Genomic DNA, 14,923 nt, shown 5'->3' on the forward strand with positions numbered 1-14,923 from the left:
GAAACACCGGCGAAGCGGGGCGGGACTGTCACCTTCGTGCCGTACCCCGGCTCACTTTGCGGACCTAAGCCACGCGCAGCCAGATGTTCGTGATCCGCGGCGTGTGGGTGAGACTGACGCGTTCGAGCGCGACAGTAGATCCGCCCGGGTGGTCGAACAGCCGGGTGCCGTCGCCGAGCAGCACGGGGGCGACACACACGAGCACCTCGTCGAGCACCCCCGCGTCGAGGCACTGGCGGGCGACACTGGCGCCGAGGATGTTGACGTAGGAGTCCCCGGCGGCGGCCTTGGCCGCGGCGACGCCGCTGTCGAGGTCACTGACGAACGTGATTCCGGGAACCGGGCTCGGGGGCGGATTGCGGGTGAGCACGAACTGCGGCCCGCTCCATCCCCCGCCGAACGGCTCACCCTCGCCGGGCATGTCCGCGTGCGGGTCGTCGCCGCGGAAGGTGCGGTTACCCACGAGCAGGGCACCGATGTCGCCGACCAGTTCGTCGATCGTGGGATTCGGTTCGAGGTACTCCGTCAACCAGGACATGTCACCTCCCGGTCCACTGATGAACCCGTCGAGCGACATGGTGACGGAGTACAGCAGTTTGGCCATGGCACGGCCTCCTAAGCGAGACGGTCGCGTCGGTCCCCATAAGGACCGCCGGCAGCGGGAAAACTCATCGCGCGGGTCCCACCGCACTCGGGTCTTACAAAACGGTGACGGACGGTGCCGCGACGAAGGCGGGAGGCCGATCCGCGTCACTGCCCGCCATAGGCTCGCACCATGCGCATACTCGTCACCGGTGGCGCGGGTTTCATCGGGTCGCACATCGTCACCGAGCTGACTCGCCGGGGGCACGACCCGGTGGTGCTCGATGCCCTGCTCCCCGAGGCCCACCCGCAGGCCCCTCCCCTCCCCGACGCCGAATGGATCCACGCCAGCGCCGAAGACCCCGCGGCCGTTCGGCAGGCCCTGCGCGGCATTGATGCTGTCTGTCACCAGGCCGCTATGGTCGGCCTCGGAACCGGCTTCTCCGACGCCCCGGACTACGTCTCCCGAAACGACCTGGGCACGGCGGTGCTGCTCGCGGCCATGGCCGAGGCGGACGTGCGCGACCTCGTACTCGCCGGGTCGATGGTGGTCTACGGCGAGGGCCGGTACGACTGCCCGCGGCACGGCCGGGTATGGCCCGGGCCGCGATCGCCCGCCGACCTCGACGCCGGCCGGTTCGAGCCCACCTGCCCGGACTGCGGCGCGGACCTGCTTCCCGGCCTCGTCGGGGAGGACACACCGCCCGACCCGCGCAACGTCTACGCGGTAACGAAACTGACCCAGGAGCACCTGGCCGCGGCGTGGACGCGCGAGATGGGCGGGCGCGCGGTCTCGTTGCGCTACCACAACGTGTACGGCCCCGGGATGCCCCGCGACACCCCGTACGCGGGTGTGGCCTCACTGTTCCGGTCCGCGCTGGCCCGCGGCGAGGCGCCCCGGGTGTTCGAGGACGGCGCCCAGCGGCGCGACTTCGTGCACGTGCGGGACGTGGCCGCGGCGAACGCGGTCGCGCTGGAGGCCATCCCCGACAGGACGCCGGGAGTGCTCACCGCGTTCAACACCGGCAGCGGCGAGCCCCACACCATCGGCGAGATGGCCCAGGCGCTGGCCGACGAGCACGGCGGTCCCGCACCGAAGGTCACCGGCGAGTACCGGCTGGGCGACGTACGGCACATCACCGCCTCCTCGCAGCGGCTCCTGGCCGAGCTCGACTGGCGGCCCCAGGTCGGCTTCGCCGATGGCATGGCGGAGTTCGCCCGCGCGGCACAGCGGGGCGCACCCGGGCCGGTTACCTCGACGCCATCGGCAGGGTGACCTCGAAGCTGCACCCGCCGTCCACGTTCCGCACCGCCGCCTCTCCCGCGTGGGCCTCGACGATCCCGCGGACAATTGCGAGCCCGAGCCCGGCCCCGGACGGCGGCGTGCGGGCGTGGTTGCCGCGCCAGCCGGTGGTGAACACGTGCGGCAGGTCGTTGTCGGCTATGCCGCCGCAACTGTCGGTGACGCGCAGCACCACGGTGCCCTCGGTCTCGCGGCGCTCCGCGGCCACCGCGACCGTGCCGTCGGCCGGGGTACTGCGGATGGCATTGACCAGCAGGTTGCCCAGCACCCGGGACATCTCCTTGCCGTCGACCTCGATCGGGATCGCGTCGATGCCGCCCCCGACCAGCCGGACACCGTTCTCCCGGGCGAGTGGGCCGGCGACGGTGAGCGCCTCGTCGACGAGATCGTAGACCGAGATGCGGCTGGGGCTGAGGACCAGCGCGCCGGAGTGGATCCGGGAGAGCTCGAACAGGTCGCCGACCATGGAGTTGAGCCGGTCCACCTCGGCGCGTATCTGCCGGAAGTAGCGGTCGGGGTCCTGGGCCATGCCGTCTTCGAGGGCTTCGGACATGGCGCGCAGCCCGGCGAGCGGGGTGCGCAGGTCGTGTGAGATCCAGGCGACAAGCTCGCGGCGCGAGGACTCCAGGGCGCGCTCGCGTTCGCGGGACTCACTGAGTTTCGCGCTTGTCGCCGCCAGCTCCCGGCTCAGCTCGGCCAGCTCCGCTGTGGCGGGGCGCTCGGGCTCGTCGAAGCTGCCGCCCTCACCGAAGGAGCGGGCGGCACGGGTCAGCTCGCTGCTCCGGGCCACCACCCACCGGCCCAGGAGCAGGGCGGTGGGCAGCGAGATCACCGCGGCCATCGCGCAGACGACGGTCACGACGGTGAGGTCGTGCGGGGACAGGAACATGGCCCAGGCCACGGCCAGCGTTCCGGCGAGCATGGCCGTGACCGCCACGCAGGCGACAACGGCGAGCGCCACCATGACGGAGCGGTGCCGCAGCACCCGCAGGACGACCGCGCCGGCCAATCCCGCCGCGGCGGCACCAAGAAACGCGAACAACGCGATGAGCAGCAGGTCTTGCATGGGTTCATCCTTCGATGGACGCCGCATCCGCGTCGAACCGGTAACCGATGCCCCACACGGTGGTGATGAGGCGGGGCTGCGCGGGGTCGTCCTCGATCTTGCCACGCAGCCGGCGCACGTGGACCGTGACGGTCGACAGGTCCCCGAACTCCCAGCCCCACACCTCGCGCATGAGGTGCTCGCGCCCGAACGCCTGGCCGGGATGCCGCAGCAGGTACTCCAACAGGTCGAACTCGCGCAGGGTCAGCGCGAGCTCCGCGCCGTCCTTGGTGGCGCGGCGCGCCGCCTTGTCGACGGTGATCCCGCGGAGCCGCAGCAGCGGACTGTCCTCCCCGGTGGCCGCGCTATGGCTGCGGCGCAGCACGGACTCCACTCGCAGCACCAGTTCGCGCGGGCTGAACGGCTTGGTCACGTAGTCGTCGGCGCCGATCTCCAGGCCCAGGATCCGGTCGTCCTCGTCGCCGCGCGCGGTGAGCATGACCACCGGCACCGGACCGCGCGTGCGCAGGGTCCGGCACACGTCCAGCCCGTCCATGCCGGGCAGCATGAGGTCGAGGACCACCAGCTCGGGCCAATGCCGTGCGGCGTACTGGAGAGCCGCGTGACCATCGGATGCGTGGTCGACAACGTACCCGGCGCGGTCCAGGTACCCCACGACAACCTCGGCGACCGTCGGGTCATCCTCAACCACGAGGATCCGGCCGGTTTGTGGTCCCTGCGGCGTGTCCATCCTGCAATCGTGACATTGTTCGCGCCGGATATGACCCTGTCACCAGCCGCGAACGACTGACGTCCGCGATTCGTAAGGATCGGAAGCAGCGAAAAACGTTGCGCGCTTTGTAGCGTGGCGCACGTGACCAAATCGACCGAACCCGACATGACCGCCACACGAGTGGACGTGGTGCTCCCCTGTCTCGATGAGGCCGGCGCCCTGCCCTGGGTTCTGGAGCGTATCCCGGCCGGTTGGCGAGCGATCGTCGTGGACAACGGGTCCACCGACGGCTCTCCCGAGATCGCCCGCGAGCACGGCGCCGCGGTCGTGCACGAGTCGCGGCGCGGCTTCGGCGCCGCCTGCCACGCCGGGCTACTCGCCTCCGACGCCGACATCGTGTGCTTCTGCGACTGCGACGCCTCTCTCGACCCCGGCATGTTGCCCCCGCTCGTTCGGCTCGTTCTCGACGGCACAGCGGACCTGGTCCTGGGGCGGAGGCGCCCGGAAGGGCGCGGCGCGTGGCCGCTGCGCGCCCGGGTCGGCAACATCGCGCTCGCCCGGATGCTGCGCCGTCGAACCGGCGTCACACTGCGCGACCTCGGGCCGATGCGCGCCGCGCGGCGCGGGGCGCTCCTCGGCCTCGACCTCACCGACCGGCGCAGCGGCTACCCCTTGCAGATGGTGGTGCACGCGGCCGACGCCGGGTGGCGGATCGAGGAGCGCGACGTCGCGTACCGGCCGCGCACCGGGAAGTCCAAGGTGACCGGCACCTGGCTCGGCACCTTCCAGGCCGTCCGGGACATGAGCGAGGTGCTCCGGAGCGAGGCGCGCCCATCGCATCCGGCGGAGGACGGTTCCGCGGCCGCGGAACAGCGATCCCGGCTGGAGGACCGGTGATCCCGGGGCCGGTCACGCTGCTCATCATCGCCAAGGAGCCGGTGCCCGGCCGCGCGAAGACCCGCCTCGTTCCCTCCTACACGCCGGAGGAGGCCGCCACACTGGCCCGGGCGGCGCTCAGCGACACCCTGGACGCGGTGTGCGCCAGCCCCGCGCGGCGCCGCGTGCTGGTGCTCGACGGGAACCCGGGCTCCTGGATGCCGCCGGGCATCGATGTGCTGCCGCAGTGCGGCGGCGGCCTGGACGAGCGGCTCGCGGCGGCGTTCGCGGCGTGCGCCGGGCCGACCCTGCTCATTGGCATGGACACGCCGCAGGTCACCCCCCAGTTGCTGGCGCCCGCGCTGGCACCGGAAGGGATGAGCGGCGGGCGGGCGTGGTTCGGCCCGGCCGTCGACGGCGGTTTCTGGGCGCTGGGGCTGCCCGAGCCCGCGCCGGAACTGCTGCGCGGGGTACCCATGTCCGCGCCCGACACCGGCGCCGTGCAGCGCCAGCGACTCGTCGATGCCGGTCTCCAGGTGTGCGACCTGCCGACTCTACGGGACGTCGACACGGCGCACGACGCCGCCCTCGTGGCCGAGGCCGCACCCGGTGGGCGCTTCGCCGCGCAGGTCACCCGGCTTTCCCGAGCGGGTGTGCGGTGAGCACGGCGGAGTCGACGCTGGGCCACGGCACCGTTTCCTGGCGGGCCGACCCCTACACCGACGCGCTACGCACCGGGCGGGGACCGCTGTTCCTGCGCCGGCACGACGGCTGGATGCTCCCCCTGGAGGTGGAGCGCTGGTGTGCCCGGGCCGACGCCGCCGATATGGCGGTGCTGCGGCGGTGCGAGAGGGCCGTTCTGGACATCGGGTGCGGCCCGGGGCGGTTGGTCGCGGCGCTCGCCGCACTCGGCCACCGGGTGCTCGGCATCGACGTGCACCCGGCGGCCGTGGCGCGCACGATCCGCAGCGGCGGATCCGCGATGTGCCGCTCGGTCTTCGAAGGCCTGCCCGCTGAGGGCCGGTGGGAGACGACACTGCTGCTCGACGGCAACATCGGCATTGGTGGCGACCCCGAAGCGCTGTTGCGCCGGGTCACCGAGATCAGCGCGCCGGGCGGACTGCTACTGGTCGAAGCGGCATCCGCCGACGTCGACGAGCGGGTCCAGGTGCGCGTCGACAACGGCCGCGGGTGCCTCGGGGCCGCGTTCCCATGGGCACGGGCGGGAGTCCCTGCCGTGGAGCGGCACGGCCGCGCCGCGGGCTGGACCGCCGTCGAGGAGTGGTCGGCGCAGGAGCGGCGCTTCGTCGCGCTGCGCCGCACTACTGACTGACCCCTGACCCGCGCGTGGCGGGCCGCGGAAACACCTCGGACGTCGCCGGGGCTCTGAACGCCGTCAATTGCGCTCTCTGAGGCGCGAGTGCGGTAGCAGGCTCGGTTCACGGGGTGGGCCGAGCCGCGCGTGAAGCTACTTCCGTGGAGGCGGCGGCCATGGTCGGGTGGGCCCGCCCCCATAGATCGTTCCTGGTGCCCGGTGGTGCGGCCGTGACGGGGCGGCGAGGATGCTGGATGGTTGGGGTGGGCGTGTGTCGGTGCTGGTGCCTGGTGGTGGCGGCCGTGACGGGGCGGCGAAGGCGGTGGATGGGCCGGCCCCCGGTGATCGCTTCTGGTGCCCGGTGGTGACGCACCCGACGAAGCAGCGGCCAGTGTCCGGACGCAGCGGGGGTGTCCGTGGTGTCGTTCTCGGTGCTGGATCGTAGCGAGGGTGACTGTGGGGACATTCTCGGCGCTGACCATGTCCGCACGGTCAGTTTCGGTGCCGCATGAGCCCCCACGTGCCCGCTATGTCCGGATTGTCGGCGGTCTGGGCGTCGATCTGGAGGATTCCGTTCCTTAGTAGCGCGATAAAGGAACGGAATCCTCCAGATCGGCACAAAAATCGGACGGGGCGGGTTCCGAGCCCTGTGCCGGGCGACACCCAGGCAGCGCCCCCGGGCTATGTGTCGTTGTCGCTGCTCTCGTCGGACACGCCACCATCCGCCCACCGCACCGATTACCACCAGCCCTGGCCCCCAGCGCCTTCGCCGCTCCCGTCGGGCGCGCCACCACCGGGCACCCGTACCGATCACCGCGGGCTGGCCCACCCGCCGCCTTCGCTGCTCCCGTCGGAGACCCCATCACCTGCGGCCAGCACGATCACCGCCGCCCCGGCCACCCGCCGCCTTCGCCGCCCCCGCCGCACGCGCCACCACCGGGCGCCCGTACCGACTATCGCCACCCCGGGCCATCCGCCCTCGTCGCCACCCCCGTCGGAAACCGCGAACGCAGGTGCGTCCTGCACGCCGCCGTGCGCGCGACGCCACGTGACCAGAAGCGCGTGCCGGGCCCGCCCGGCACGCGCTTCTGGTCACCAACTGGTCATCAGCAGGTGGTTGAGGGCCAGAGCAAGTGCCGCCTGCGCGGCCAGCCAGTACCGGTGGTCGCCCCTGGGCAGCAGCGCGGCGGCGGCCGGCAGCCAGACGGTGAAGGGAAGCCAGATACGCTCCGTCTCCGCCTTGCTCATACCCGACAGATCCGCCGCGGCGATGGCGAGCAGCATCGCTATGATGAACACGCCGAGCGCTTCCGGGCGCGCTCCCGAGTCCGCGCGCGCGAGCCAGAGCCGGACGCCGGCGACGCCGCGCACCACTGCGCGCCGGACGCCCGCCACCGCCGCCAGGCCCGCCATGAGCACCGCGTTGCCGAGATTGCCCCACAGCCAGTAGCTGTACGGGCGGTTTTCGGCGACGCCCTCGTAGTAGCGCTCGACCAGCAGGTCGTAGCCTTCCCACCAGTAGAACCCGGTCAGGGTGAAGGCCGCGGCGACCGCCAGAGCCGCGGCGAGAACGTAGGGCAGGGGGCGCGCGGTCCGGGCATAGACCAGGATCGCCAAGGCCGGGATCGCCATCAGGGTCAGGCCGTAGGACAGGTAGACCAGTAGCCCCAGCAGCAGGCCGGCGGCGAGTGCCGCGGCGGCCGGCGCGCGCACCGTACGGGTGGCGGCCAGGGCCAGTAGCGCCAGCCCCCACGCGGCCACTGCCGCGAAGTAGCCGTCGGCTGAGGCGCCCGCCAGGACCGCGTTGGGCGCGAGCACCACGAAGGGGGCGGCACGGCGGGCGGTTTCCGCACCCGCCAGCGCGCGCACCGCGATGAGGATGGCCACCGCAGCGGTGCTTGCCACGGTGATGCACCAGGTCCCGGCCCAGCCGCCGCCCTCCAGGCCGATGCGGTCGAGGGCGACGAAGGTGAGCACGGCGCCGGGCGGGTGCCCGGCGACGTGCGCTTCCCAGGAGTTGTCCGCGGCCATCAGGATGTGCTGGGTGAACGTTTCGAGCGTGGCGCCGATGTCGGTGAACCGGTCGATGTCGTTGAGGTACTCGTGCTCCGAGGTGAGCCGGTTGGCCACCCCGCGTTGCCACCCGTCGATGAGGGCCAGGGACCAGGTCCAGGCCATTGCCGTCAGCCACGTCACGACGGTCAGCCAGCGCCAGGGCAGCCGCGCCGCGACGCTCGGGCCGTAGGCCACGACGGCGACCGCGACAGCGACCGCGGCCGGGGTGCCCGGGCCCGCGTGCGGCAGCCAGTCGGCGTACAGCGGCGGCCAGTCCACGTGCAGGTCGCCGTTCATGCCCTCGCCGTCGTACTCCAGGATCCAGCCGATGACGGCGACCCCGGTGACGAACAGCGCGGCGAGGACGGCCGTCCACACGTCCCCGCCGCGTCGTGGCCCCTCGCTCGGTGCTGTGGCGGGGGCCTCTTGAGAGGTTCCGGTTTCGGTCACGCCGTTACGGTACGCCCGGCTCAGGGATGGCCGGGACCGTCGGCGCTCCCTGTCATCGACCCGTCATCGAACCGTCAGATCCTCGGGGGCGCGGGAACGGCGTCATCGTTTCGTCATTGGCCAACCGCGCCACGCGCAGGTCAGCGCGTCGTAGGGTCAGGCCGCACCACACGATCGGCTGGGCGTCACACGAAGGACCGCCATGAACGCAACGCACAGCGGCACCGCCCGGAGCGCGCCGCCGGGGCCTACGTGCCCGGAGTTCTGGCGCAGCCCGTTGCGCGGCCCGTGGCTGACCTCGGTTCTCGGTGTGGTGCTGCTCGTGGGCATCACCGTGCTGTTCGTAACGGGCCTGCTGTCGTACGCCGCCTACAACCCCGGCCTCGCCGAGGTGAACGACAAGACGCCGGACAAGGGCTGGCTGGGCTTCTACCTCTTCGACTGGCCAACGCGGCCGTACTGGCTCTACCGCCTCACCCAGGGAGTGCACGTGACCCTGGGTGTGGCGCTGGTCCCGGTGCTGCTCGCCAAGCTCTGGTCGGTGGTACCGAAGCTGTTCACCTGGCCGCCGGTGCACTCGCTGGGACACGCCCTGGAGCGGCTCTCGCTCCTGCTGCTGGTGGGCGGCGCGCTGTTCGAGTTCGTCACCGGAGTGTTCAACGTGCAGCTGAACTACGTCTTCCCCGGCTCGTTCTACACGCTGCACTTCTACGGGGCGTGGGTGTTCATCGCCGCGTTCTTCGCCCATACGGCGCTCAAGCTCCCCACCGCGTGGCGCACACTGCGGCGCCGCGGCCTGCGCGCGGAGCTGCGCACCCCGGTGTCCGAGACCCGGCCGGAGCCCGCGGACGAGACCGGGCTGGTCTCCCCGCGTCCGGACCCGCCCACGATGTCCCGCCGAGGGGCGCTCGGCCTGGTCGCGGCGGGGTCGCTGATGCTGCTGGGCACAACCGCGGGGCAGAGCGTCGGCGGGCCGCTGCGGAGCACCGCCCTGTTCGCGCCGCGCGGCCAGGACCCGGGTACCGGGCCCAACGGGTTCCAGGTCAACAAGACCCTCGCGGCGGCCGGCCTCAGCGAAACCGACATCGGGCCGGACTGGCGGCTGACCGTCCGGGGCGGCGGCGAGGAGGTCACGCTGACCCGCGACCAGCTTCTTGACCTGCCCCGGCACTCGGTCGACCTACCGATCGCCTGTGTCGAGGGGTGGTCCACGACCAACCAGCGGTGGGGCGGCGTGCGGCTGTCGGACCTGGCCGAGCTGGTCGGGCTGGGTGCGGGGCCGGCCGATGTGCTCGTCGACTCCGTTCAGCGCAGCGGGTCCTTCCGGACCGCGGCCCTGCGGGAGAACCAGGTCGGCGACCCGAGGGCGCTGCTGGCGACGCACGTCAACGGGGCCGAACTGTCCGCCGACCACGGGTACCCGGCCCGGATCATCGTCCCGGCGGCCCCTGGTGTGCTGAACACCAAGTGGGTCACCCGGCTCACGTTCACGGAGGCGCGATGAGCGGCCACGGCGTGCGGCGGCCCCGCGGCCTGTTCCGGACCCTGATCGACCCCTCGCCGGCGCGGCTCCTGGTCCTCGCCGTCTCCTTCGCCCTGGCCCTCTACGCCGGCTCGCGGCTGCTCAGCGAGGGCGCGCTGGAGATCGCGCTGTGGTTTGGCGGGGCCGCCGTCGTGCACGACCTGGTGCTGCTACCGGCGTACACGCTCGCCAACCGCGGCCTGCAGGCGCTCGGCGGGCGCCGTTCCGCCGACCAGCCGGCCGCGAGCTGGACCAACTTCGTGCGTGTCCCCGCGTTCCTGTCCGGACTGCTGCTGTTGGTGTGGTTCCCGCTGATCCTGCGGCAGGTCGACCGCTACGAGACCACCACCGGCCTCGCCGGGGACGTCTACCTCGAACGCTGGCTGCTGGTGACCGCCGCCCTGGCCGCCGCGTCAGCGCTGTGGTTCGCCGCTACCCGCTGGTACCGCCGCGCCCGGCGCTGAACGCCGCGGTTCGGGGCCGGCGGCGGGTGCGCACGGCGGCGAAACCGTGCGGTAGGGCGGGTGATCGGGCGGCGCGGCGGCCACCATGGTCAGCGAAGGGGCATGCGGCCGACGACGCGTTCAGTGGTCCCCGTGGGACCCGCTCCCGTCCCGTGTGACGTCGAACGGCGTGATCAGCTCGCCGCTTTCCATGGCGTTCTGGAACATCCGCTGCATGGTCTCGGTGTCGTTGAGGCGGGGGAACGGCTCCGCCGGCGCCTCGACGCCGAGGAAGTCGCAGAGCGGCTGCCATCCCTGGCTGACCTCGAAGACGAGCAGGCGGTCGGCGGGCAGGCTCGCGCGGACGTCAGCGGTGTGCCGCTCGAACACCTCCACGGCACGCTCTTCGTCGATCTCCACGTCGCCGAAGGTGGGGATCGCGAGCGTGTCATTGATGAGATTGCCCAGTTCACCCATCGACCTCATGGGCTCGGGGGCTTCGTTGTAGTCGTCCACCTCCATGAACCGGAGGATGCTGTCGCGGAGGCTGGCGTACCAACGTCGCGGGTCGCGAACGGTGAGGATCACCTTCGCCTCGGGGTAGGCCGCCGCGAGCTCGCGCCAGAAGAAGGAGCTGGGCCAGTCCACGCTCGCGTTGTAGCCCTGCAGCGCGAAGTCCCAGTCCACCTCCGCTCTGTTCGCCGCGCTGAGGACCGGGATCCACCGCTCGCTCTGGGGCTCGGGGTTGCCCATCACCTCGAACATGTGATGGCACGGGCCGAACCCGAGCTGTTCCAGAGCTACCTTCAGCGAACTCGTGCCCGTGCGCGGGAAACCCGCGCCGATGACCTGCACCATTCGAGCCCTTTCTGGGGCGGCCTTCCCTGGTCGCCGCGCGGCCGGGACGCTTCATTATGCGCCAGCAATGTCGCATTGTGTGCAGACCGCGTCAACAATGCGTTGCGCGAGGCAAAAATCACGCCATCCCTTCCGGCGCCGGGCAGGACTCGGGCCCGTCCGGTCAGCGCGCTCCCACCATCCGCAACGCCAGCTCGCAGTAGTGCTCGGCGATATCTTCGGGGCTCCACTCCCCCTCCTCGCGGTACCACCGGGCCAGGTCGATCTGCAGCGAGAGCAGCGCCAGCGTGGTCATGCGCGGGTTGGAGGTGTGGAACACGCCCGCGTCGACGCCGGCCTGGACCAGTTCGTGGATCTCGGTGTGGATCCTCCGGCGGAGGTCGGCGATATCGCGCTGGTGCTCGGGGCTGAGCGCGGACAGCTCGTAGTTCACGATGCGCGCGCTGGTGTGGCCGTGGGCATGGTGCACGACGAACGCGCGCACGACCGCGACGAGCCGCTCGGCGGGGTCTTCCTTGCTCGCGGCGGCCGCACGCACGAGCCGCAGGGTCGACTCGTGTCCGTGCCGGGAGATCAGGTAGAGCAGCTCTTCCTTGGACCTGTGGTGCACGTACACCGCGGCCGGGCTCATCCCCGCTGCCGCCGCGATGTCCCGGGTGGTCGTGCCGTGGAAGCCCTTGGCAGCGAACGCCTCGACCGCGGCCAAGACGAGCCGCGTCCTCGCGTCGACCGGCGCACCCTCGCCGGGAAACGGGCCTGCTACCTGGTGCTCTGCGGACTGACTCATGCGATTCCTTCGGCTGGCGTATTGACGAGGATGCCAGATATGCAGGATGCTAAGCGAGCGCTTACCCAGCTAATCAAGCGCTTAGTCAGCCGGGTCGGAGGTCCACGTGGGGCGTCGCGTCGGTTCCGCTGCACCTCCGCCCAACGGACGACTCACCCCCGGTCCGCGGGCCGCCGGCCGCGGGGCGACCGGCGGGTGGGCCGTCGTGCGCGCGGACGGGGCACCCCCGCACGGCCACCCGGCGGAGCCGCGCGATGCCGGCTCGGCTCAGCCAGGCCCGGTGCCATGCCCAAGAGGGGCCCGCGCTCCCCGCATCCCCGGTCAGGTCCCGTTCTCGGGGCCCACCTCCCCGGACCGGGGCGGCCCTTCGCGGGCACGGGGACCCGGGCGGCGCCGGCAGCCCCTGGGCACGGCGGCGCGTACCGGGGCACGCCAGGCCGCGGCGACGCCGAGGGCGAAGCGAAAGCGAGGACACCATGACCACCGAGGAGACCGTGCGCGCCGACCTGAAGGAACGGGTCGACGCGCTACTCACCACACACGACCCGGCCACGACCGATCAGCTCGTGTTCCTCAGGGCCCAGTTCGACGCGGGGCTCGCGTGGGTGCACTTTCCCGAGGGACTGGGCGGTCTGGGGCTCCCCCGCGCCCACCAGACCTACGTCAACGAGCTGCTGGCCGCGGCCGGGGCCCCCGACAACGATCCGCGGCGCATCGGCATCGGGCTCGGGATGGCCGCCCCCACCATCCTGGCGTTCGGCACCGATGAGCAGAAACGACGGTTCCTGCGCCCCTTGTGGACGGGCGAGGAGGTGTGGTGCCAGCTCTTCAGCGAGCCGGGGGCCGGGTCGGACCTGGCGGCGGTCGGCACCCGCGCCGTCCGCGACGGCGACACCTGGGTCGTCAACGGGCAGAAAGTGTGGACGTCGTCCGCGCACAAGGCCCGCTGGGCGATCCTGCTCGCGCGCACCGACCCCGACGTGCCCAAGCACGCGGGGATGAGCTACTTCATCTGCGACATGACCGACCCCGGTGTCGAGGTGCGGCCGCTGCGCCAGATCACCGGCGAGGCCGAGTTCAACGAGGTGTTCCTGTCCGACGCGCGCATCCCCGACGCCCACCGGCTCGGGGAGGAGGGCGAGGGCTGGAAGGTCGCCAACGCCACCCTGATGAACGAACGGGTGGCGATCGGCGGCAACGCGGCGCAGCGCGAGGTCAGCATGATCGGCTTCGTGGCCAACGCGTGGCGGACCCGGCCCGAGCTGCGCCGCCCCGAGGCGCACGACCAGTTGACGTCACTGTGGGTGGAGGCCGAGGTGGCCCGGCTCTCCGGAAAGCGGCTGCGGCAGAAGCTCGCGGCGGGCGAGCCCGGACCGGAGGGGTCGGGCATGAAGCTCACCTTCGCCCGGCTCACCCAGCAGATCACCGGCTTCGAGCTGCAACTGCTCGGCGAGGAGGGGCTGCGCTACGCCGACTGGACGATGACGCGGCCCGACATCGTCGACTTCACCGGCCGTGACGCCGGCTACCGGTACCTGCGCGCCAAAGGCAACTCGATCGAGGGCGGGACCTCGGAGATCCTGCGCAACATCATCGCCGAACGCGTACTGAAGCTGCCCGCCGAGCCCCGAGCCGACAAGGACATCGCCTGGAAGGACATCCCCAGATGAACGACGACGTCAACCTGCTCTACACCGATGTCGAGACCGCGCTCCGCGAGAGCGTCAGCGACCTCCTCACGGCGCGCTGCTCGCCTGAGAAGGTCATCGCGGTCTTCGACGGGGACCGCGAGATCCAGCCGAAGCTGTGGCGCTCGCTGGCGCTGGACCTCGGGCTGGCAGGGCTCCTGGTTCCCGAGGAGCGAGGCGGGGCCGGCGCCAGCGCGCGCGAGGCCGCCGTGGTGCTGGAGGAGCTGGGCCGCTTCGCCGCCCCGGTACCGTTCCTGACCAGCTCGGTTATCGCCTCCGCGGCTCTGCTGCACGCGGGCGACGACCGGCTGCTGGCCACGGTGGCCAGCGGGGAGCGCACCGCCGCGGTCGTGGTCCCGTTCTCAACGGCCCCGAACGACCTGCGGCCAACGGTCCGCGCGGACGGCCAGGGTGCCCTGAACGGCAGGGTCACCAGCGTGGCCGGGGCTCTGGAAGCGGACGTGCTGCTGGTCCCGGTGGCAGCGCAGGACGGTGTTGAGCTGCACGCGGTGGAGGCGGGAGCGGCCAGCGTCACCCCCGTCGTGTCGATGGACATGACCCGCCAGCTCGCCGACGTCGACCTCGACGCGGCACCGGGCACCCGGGTGGTCGAGGCCGGCGGCGACACAGCGGTGCGCGGGGCGCTGGAGCTGGGCGCGGCCCTGATCGCCTCGGAACAGCTCGGCGTCGCCCAGTGGTGCCTGGACACGACGGTCAGCTACCTGCGCGAACGCACCCAGTTCGGCCGGTCGGTCGGTGGCTTCCAGGCCATCAAGCACCGGCTCGCCGACCTGTACGTCACGACGGAGTCGGCCCGCGCAGCGGCGCGTTACGCCGCCGCGACCGCGGCCGACGAGGACTCCGACCGGCACGTGGCCGCCCTCATGGCCAAGTCGTACTGCTCGGAGGCGGCGGTGCGGGCCGCCGAGGAGTGCGTCCAGTTGCACGGCGGGATCGGCATGACCTGGGAGCACCCGGCGCACCTCTACCTCAAGCGCGCCAAGGCCGACCAGATCGCGCTCGGGAACCCGCAGGCGGCGCGGCGGCAGCTCGGTGAGCTGGTCGACCTCCCGATGCCGCCCGCGGGATCAACCGCGTAGCCCACCAGGCCCCGGTCCGCTCGCGCTCACAAGTACGGACGGGCGGACGAGTGTGAGCGGACCGGCCACATACGGACCGGGCACCGGCCCCGAGCCACCCCGGCGGCCGGTTACCCGGACGCGGAAAGAGCGGTGCCCGCGCGAAGAGTGGTGCCCGCGGGAGCGG

Annotated in this window: 14 protein-coding genes; 8 read left to right on the forward strand and 6 right to left on the reverse strand. The window is 72.1% G+C overall.

From position 1 onward, the window contains the following. Nucleotides 1–64: 64 nt before the first annotated feature. On the reverse strand, nt 65–604 hold the full coding sequence (locus F4561_RS20535; RefSeq protein WP_184580995.1) for a dihydrofolate reductase family protein: 540 nt from the start codon (nt 602–604) through the stop codon (nt 65–67). A gap of 171 nt (nt 605–775) precedes the next feature. Between F4561_RS20535 and F4561_RS20540 the strand changes: the two genes are divergently transcribed. Next, nucleotides 776–1,858 carry an NAD-dependent epimerase/dehydratase family protein gene (locus F4561_RS20540; protein WP_184580996.1) on the forward strand — a complete coding sequence of 361 codons (1,083 nt, stop codon included), beginning with the start codon at nt 776–778 and terminating at the stop codon, nt 1,856–1,858. Here F4561_RS20540 and F4561_RS20545 read toward each other — a convergent pair. Then, complete coding sequence (locus tag F4561_RS20545) at nt 1,833–2,951, reverse strand: sensor histidine kinase (RefSeq protein ID WP_184580997.1); 1,119 nt, start codon at nt 2,949–2,951, stop codon at nt 1,833–1,835. The two genes, F4561_RS20540 and F4561_RS20545, sit on opposite strands and share 26 nt — an antisense overlap. Nucleotides 2,952–2,955: 4 nt before the next feature. Next, nucleotides 2,956–3,681 (reverse strand): response regulator transcription factor, encoded by a 726-nt coding sequence (locus F4561_RS20550; protein WP_184580998.1) that lies wholly within the window; start codon nt 3,679–3,681, stop codon nt 2,956–2,958. Nucleotides 3,682–3,804: 123 nt separating this feature from the next. On the opposite strand from F4561_RS20550, the gene F4561_RS20555 reads away from it, so the two are divergent. The 3 genes from F4561_RS20555 to F4561_RS20565 are packed head-to-tail and all read left to right on the forward strand — an operon-like array spanning nt 3,805 to nt 5,872. Continuing rightward, nucleotides 3,805–4,560 (forward strand): glycosyltransferase family 2 protein, encoded by a 756-nt coding sequence (locus F4561_RS20555; protein WP_312885397.1) that lies wholly within the window; start codon nt 3,805–3,807, stop codon nt 4,558–4,560. Continuing rightward, nucleotides 4,557–5,201: a TIGR04282 family arsenosugar biosynthesis glycosyltransferase gene (locus F4561_RS20560; protein ID WP_184580999.1), complete on the forward strand. Its 645-nt coding sequence runs from the start codon at nt 4,557–4,559 to the stop codon at nt 5,199–5,201. The genes F4561_RS20555 and F4561_RS20560 overlap by 4 nt, the downstream gene beginning before the upstream one ends. Then, nucleotides 5,198–5,872 carry a methyltransferase domain-containing protein gene (locus tag F4561_RS20565; RefSeq protein WP_312885398.1) on the forward strand — a complete coding sequence of 225 codons (675 nt, stop codon included), beginning with the start codon at nt 5,198–5,200 and terminating at the stop codon, nt 5,870–5,872. Before F4561_RS20560 ends, F4561_RS20565 begins: the two co-directional genes overlap by 4 nt. Nucleotides 5,873–6,946: 1,074 nt before the next feature. Here F4561_RS20565 and F4561_RS20570 read toward each other — a convergent pair. After that, entirely contained in the window at nt 6,947–8,359 is a 1,413-nt protein-coding gene (locus F4561_RS20570; RefSeq protein ID WP_184581000.1) for a hypothetical protein, read from the reverse strand. Nucleotides 8,360–8,561: 202 nt separating this feature from the next. Here F4561_RS20570 and F4561_RS20575 point away from each other — a divergent pair, with 202 nt between their 5' ends. Beyond that, on the forward strand, nt 8,562–9,863 hold the full coding sequence (locus F4561_RS20575; protein WP_184581001.1) for a molybdopterin-dependent oxidoreductase: 1,302 nt from the start codon (nt 8,562–8,564) through the stop codon (nt 9,861–9,863). Next, the gene (locus F4561_RS20580; protein WP_246437246.1) at nt 9,860–10,345 is read left to right on the forward strand and encodes a hypothetical protein; all 486 of its coding nucleotides are present in this window, start codon (nt 9,860–9,862) and stop codon (nt 10,343–10,345) included. Before F4561_RS20575 ends, F4561_RS20580 begins: the two co-directional genes overlap by 4 nt. A 120-nt stretch (nt 10,346–10,465) precedes the next feature. Here the strand turns inward: F4561_RS20580 and F4561_RS20585 are convergent, their stop codons facing one another. Then, nucleotides 10,466–11,182 carry a sulfotransferase family protein gene (locus F4561_RS20585; protein ID WP_184581002.1) on the reverse strand — a complete coding sequence of 239 codons (717 nt, stop codon included), beginning with the start codon at nt 11,180–11,182 and terminating at the stop codon, nt 10,466–10,468. Between the two features lie 163 nt (nt 11,183–11,345). Next, nucleotides 11,346–11,969 carry a TetR-type transcription factor C-terminal domain-containing protein gene (locus F4561_RS20590; protein ID WP_184581003.1) on the reverse strand — a complete coding sequence of 208 codons (624 nt, stop codon included), beginning with the start codon at nt 11,967–11,969 and terminating at the stop codon, nt 11,346–11,348. Nucleotides 11,970–12,445: 476 nt separating this feature from the next. Here F4561_RS20590 and F4561_RS20595 point away from each other — a divergent pair, with 476 nt between their 5' ends. Beyond that, nucleotides 12,446–13,639 carry an acyl-CoA dehydrogenase family protein gene (locus F4561_RS20595; RefSeq protein WP_184581004.1) on the forward strand — a complete coding sequence of 398 codons (1,194 nt, stop codon included), beginning with the start codon at nt 12,446–12,448 and terminating at the stop codon, nt 13,637–13,639. Continuing rightward, nucleotides 13,636–14,757: an acyl-CoA dehydrogenase family protein gene (locus tag F4561_RS20600; protein WP_184581005.1), complete on the forward strand. Its 1,122-nt coding sequence runs from the start codon at nt 13,636–13,638 to the stop codon at nt 14,755–14,757. Before F4561_RS20595 ends, F4561_RS20600 begins: the two co-directional genes overlap by 4 nt. Nucleotides 14,758–14,923 lie beyond the last annotated feature (166 nt).

It is taken from the genome of Lipingzhangella halophila, assembly GCF_014203805.1.
In the GTDB taxonomy this organism is placed as follows: Bacteria; Actinomycetota; Actinomycetes; order Streptosporangiales; family Streptosporangiaceae; genus Lipingzhangella; species Lipingzhangella halophila.

Bases quoted from the DNA above. Each gene is read 5' to 3' on its own strand.
- F4561_RS20535 (WP_184580995.1), bottom strand. From the start codon at position 604: ATGGCCAAACTGCTGTACTCCGTCACCATGTCGCTCGACGGGTTCATC.
- F4561_RS20540 (WP_184580996.1), top strand. From the start codon at position 776: ATGCGCATACTCGTCACCGGTGGCGCGGGTTTCATCGGGTCGCACATC.
- F4561_RS20545 (WP_184580997.1), bottom strand. From the start codon at position 2,951: ATGCAAGACCTGCTGCTCATCGCGTTGTTCGCGTTTCTTGGTGCCGCC.
- F4561_RS20550 (WP_184580998.1), bottom strand. From the start codon at position 3,681: ATGGACACGCCGCAGGGACCACAAACCGGCCGGATCCTCGTGGTTGAG.
- F4561_RS20575 (WP_184581001.1), top strand. From the start codon at position 8,562: ATGAACGCAACGCACAGCGGCACCGCCCGGAGCGCGCCGCCGGGGCCT.
- F4561_RS20580 (WP_246437246.1), top strand. From the start codon at position 9,860: ATGAGCGGCCACGGCGTGCGGCGGCCCCGCGGCCTGTTCCGGACCCTG.
- F4561_RS20585 (WP_184581002.1), bottom strand. From the start codon at position 11,182: ATGGTGCAGGTCATCGGCGCGGGTTTCCCGCGCACGGGCACGAGTTCG.
- F4561_RS20590 (WP_184581003.1), bottom strand. From the start codon at position 11,969: ATGAGTCAGTCCGCAGAGCACCAGGTAGCAGGCCCGTTTCCCGGCGAG.
- F4561_RS20595 (WP_184581004.1), top strand. From the start codon at position 12,446: ATGACCACCGAGGAGACCGTGCGCGCCGACCTGAAGGAACGGGTCGAC.
- F4561_RS20600 (WP_184581005.1), top strand. From the start codon at position 13,636: ATGAACGACGACGTCAACCTGCTCTACACCGATGTCGAGACCGCGCTC.